Origin of the sequence: Brooklawnia sp., assembly GCF_032229645.1 — a bacterium.
Classification (GTDB): Bacteria; Actinomycetota; Actinomycetes; order Propionibacteriales; family Propionibacteriaceae; genus Brooklawnia.
Genome location: NZ_JAVTWX010000011.1, coordinates 1 through 3,394, shown reverse-complemented (window position 1 = coordinate 3,394; position 3,394 = coordinate 1). Strand labels below are relative to the sequence as shown.

Below are 3,394 nucleotides of genomic sequence, written 5' to 3'. Positions count from 1 at the left end.
GGTGCGCCCACAGGGGCTCGAACCCTGGACCCGCGGATTAAAAGTCCGCTGCTCTACCAACTGAGCTATAGGCGCTTTGACCAAGACAAGGTTAGCGGCATCGTCCGCAAGATGCATAGCGCGGGTCCACGTGCCGTCGCGCTAGGCTCGCGTCATGGACCGCCGTATCCCCCTGACCAGCGCACCTAATATGCGAGACCTCGGCGGCCTACCCGTAGATGGCGGCACGGTCCGCACGCACGAGATCTACCGCTCGACGATGCTCGCCGAACTCAGCGACGACGATCTTCGCACATTCAAAGAACTGGGCATCCATGTCGTCTACGACATGCGCACAAAGGGCGAACGAAGCGCAGCACCCGATCGTCTACCTGCCGGCACCGAGATCGTCGGCCTCGATGTGCTCGCCGATCATTCGATGGACCTCGCCGCCAATCTAGGTCAGCTCAGCAGCAACCCCGAGGCCCTCGCGGATGTCTTGGGCAGTGAACAGGCCGAGACGCTGATGGCGCAGACCTACCGCGATTTCATCAGCCTGCCATCCGCACGCCGGGCCTATCAGCGCTTCTTCCAGGGACTGGCCGACCCGGGCCGCGGGGGTGCGGCGCTCGTCCACTGCACTACCGGCAAAGATCGCACCGGCTGGGCGGCTGCGTCTCTGCTGCTGCTCCTCGGTGCGGACGAGCAGACCGTGCGCGACGACTATCTGCAGACCAACACCGATCTGTTGCCTGCCTTGCAACCGCTGATGGACATGGCCGCCGAACACGGAGTCGAACCCGATCTACTACTTCCGATCCTGGGCGTCCGGGAAGCCTATCTGGACGCGGCGCTCGACCAAATGGCGTCCCGATACGGCAGCATCGAGGATTATTTCACCGGCGCCCTCAACCTGCAGGCATCTGACCTGGACGCCCTGCGCTCCCGGTTCATCTCGTAGTCACATCGGCACCGAGCTCGGGCAACCAGACTCGCATGGTCGTCGGTCCCCGATTACCCCACGCATAGTAGGGTGCCAGCGGCACGTCGATCGCATCGCCCCGACCCGCACCCGCACCCGCACCCGCACCCGCGGCACCGTACGGCCACGCTGCATTCTCGTGCGTGATAAGGCGAGCAGCGATTACCGCCCCGGTGTCCCCGTCAGCCCGAGGCTGTGCTCCCGGCTCGATCTCGTAGCCGTCGATGCCGATACCATCCGGCAGGTCAACCGATTCCGAGCACAGCACCAGCGGCCCGCGTTCTACCGCGACCGTACCGCGCACGGCATCGATCCTGCTGTCGGGCAGCGTCCGTCGCGGCTCGAGTGGCAGCTGCAGACTGATCGTCCGCCCAACGGTAACCCCTTCAATCCGGTGAGTGCCGGGCGACACAGCGTGCCCGTCGACCATCGCACCCTGCGCCCAGCCCGGGATCCGAAGATCCAGCACGAACGCACCCGGGGCCTCGGCGACGCTGATCAGTACCCTGCCATCGTCGGGATAGTTCGTCTCGACACTCAACCGGACGCATCCCGAGGCGAGATCGACAGCAAGCTCTGCGCTGGCATATTGGACGAGTTGGACTCCCTCGTCCGAGCTGGTGGCCAACAGGCCGGCCAAACTCGCGAACGTCCGAGCCACATTGGTCGGACAGCACGAGACCTCGAACCAGGGCGCACGCAGCGACGAACTGGCCCGCGGCAACGCTTCGTCCACGGTGGACTGGGCAGCAGGGGTGCGCCGGTGCAACGTATTGGCGTAGAAGAACGCGTTTCCTTGTGCCGAGGGCGAGGTGGCCACGATGTTGTACAGGGTGCGTTCGATGATGTCGCCGTAGCCGAGTTCCCCGGTCGCCAGCAGCAACCGCCAGGCGACCATGATCGATCCGATCCCGGCGCAGGTCTCGCAATATGAACGGTCGGGCGGCATCTCGAAGTCGTCGCCGAACGCCTCGTCTTGATGATGCGATCCCATCCCGCCGGTGATATAGGTTCTACGGGCGAGTATGGCGTCATACTGCTTCTGAGCCACCCTCAGCAGCCCGGCATCACCCTGCTCCACCGCGATATCGACCGCCGCCGCGCACAGGTAGAGGGCCCGCACGCAATGACCCCGCAGGATCGTCGAGTCCCGGAACGGTTCGTCGTCCTGATAGTAGGCACGTCCGAACTCGATGTCCGGCAAGATGCCGTTTCCACGCCGGTCAAGAAAGATGCGCGCCTGCTCAAGATAGCGAGGATCGCCGGTGACCCGGGACAATTCCGCCAACGCCACCTCAATCTCCGGATGGCCGCAGATATCGTCCCTGCCGTCCTCGCCGAAGGTGGCGAGAAGATGCTCGGCCACTCTCAGCGCCACCCGCACGATCGTCCCCTGATACCCGGTGCGCATCCGCGCGATCGCCGCCTGAATGAGGTGGCCATAGCAATACAGCTCGTGCCCCCAGGCGAAATCGGAATAGCGAGGCTCCTGGCCCGGGTTGCCGAACCGGGTGCTCAGATATCCGTCGTCGCACTGACAGGCCTCGATCAGTGTGCCGAGACGCTCGATCTCGGCGTCCAATTCGGGATCGTCGGTGCGGCCCACCTCCCACGCCATCGACTCGATGAGCTTGTAGACATCGGAGTCGGAGAATTCCCGCCCTTGCCGGTGCCCCGCTACGTCGCCGACAGCGGCGTGGACGAAGTTGTCGATCCACCCGACCTTGGTCTCCCACTTCAACGCGTGAGGGATGATCGCCTCGCGGTTGAGCTGCTGACGGTGCCCCCAGAAGCCTCCGGTGATGCGCACACTGTCGATACCCAGTGGCCTGAGCGCGCCTTCACTTGGCGCGACCGGCATGAAAGCCGCGCGGCCAAGGCTATCGCTTTGCTGATGCATCCGACTCAGCCCTTCACTGCGCCTGCGGTGAAGCCCTTGACGTAGTGCTTCTGCAGGGCCAGGAAGAGAATCAACGCGGGCAGCGTCAGGATGACGACCCCGGCGGTGGTGCTGCCGTAGTCGATGACGCCCATCACCTTCTGGCGCATGTTGACCAACGCCAGCGGCAACGGAGCGTTGTTCATCGACACCAGGTACAACGAGACCATGAAGTCATTCCATGCCGCGAGGTAGGCGAACAGACCCACCGTGATCAGAGCGGGCCGCACCGAGGGCAGCATCACCTTGAAGAAGGCACTGAGATCGGTGCAGCCGTCGATCTTCGCGGCCTCCTCAAGCTCCTTGGGTACCGCAGCGAACGAGTTACGCATCATGAAGACGCCGAAGGGCAACTGGAACAGCGTCAGTACCAGCCCGACACCCACCAGCGAGTCGGCCATGCCGATCCTCTTCATCCACACGATGAGCGGAATCAACAGGGCCGCCACCGGCACCATCATCACGGAGAGCACGAGGACGAAGAGTAGATTCTT

Annotated in this window: 3 protein-coding genes and 1 tRNA gene; 1 reads left to right on the top strand and 3 read right to left on the bottom strand. The window is 63.9% G+C overall.

All coding sequences use genetic code 11. From position 1 onward, the window contains the following. Positions 1-2: 2 nt before the first annotated feature. Positions 3-75 (bottom strand) — tRNA-Lys (locus AAFP05_RS00620). Between the two features lie 79 nt (positions 76-154). Here AAFP05_RS00620 and AAFP05_RS00615 point away from each other — a divergent pair. Further along, a complete protein-coding gene (locus AAFP05_RS00615) occupies positions 155-940 on the top strand; it encodes a tyrosine-protein phosphatase (protein WP_341727913.1) in 786 nt (261 codons plus the stop codon). On the opposite strand, the gene AAFP05_RS00610 is transcribed toward AAFP05_RS00615, so the two are convergent. Next, a complete protein-coding gene (locus AAFP05_RS00610) occupies positions 930-2,861 on the bottom strand; it encodes a beta-L-arabinofuranosidase domain-containing protein (protein ID WP_341727912.1) in 1,932 nt (643 codons plus the stop codon). The two genes, AAFP05_RS00615 and AAFP05_RS00610, sit on opposite strands and share 11 nt — an antisense overlap. A gap of 5 nt (positions 2,862-2,866) precedes the next feature. Beyond that, a partial coding sequence (locus AAFP05_RS00605) for a carbohydrate ABC transporter permease (protein ID WP_341727911.1) occupies positions 2,867-3,394 on the bottom strand: 528 nt, incomplete at its 5' end.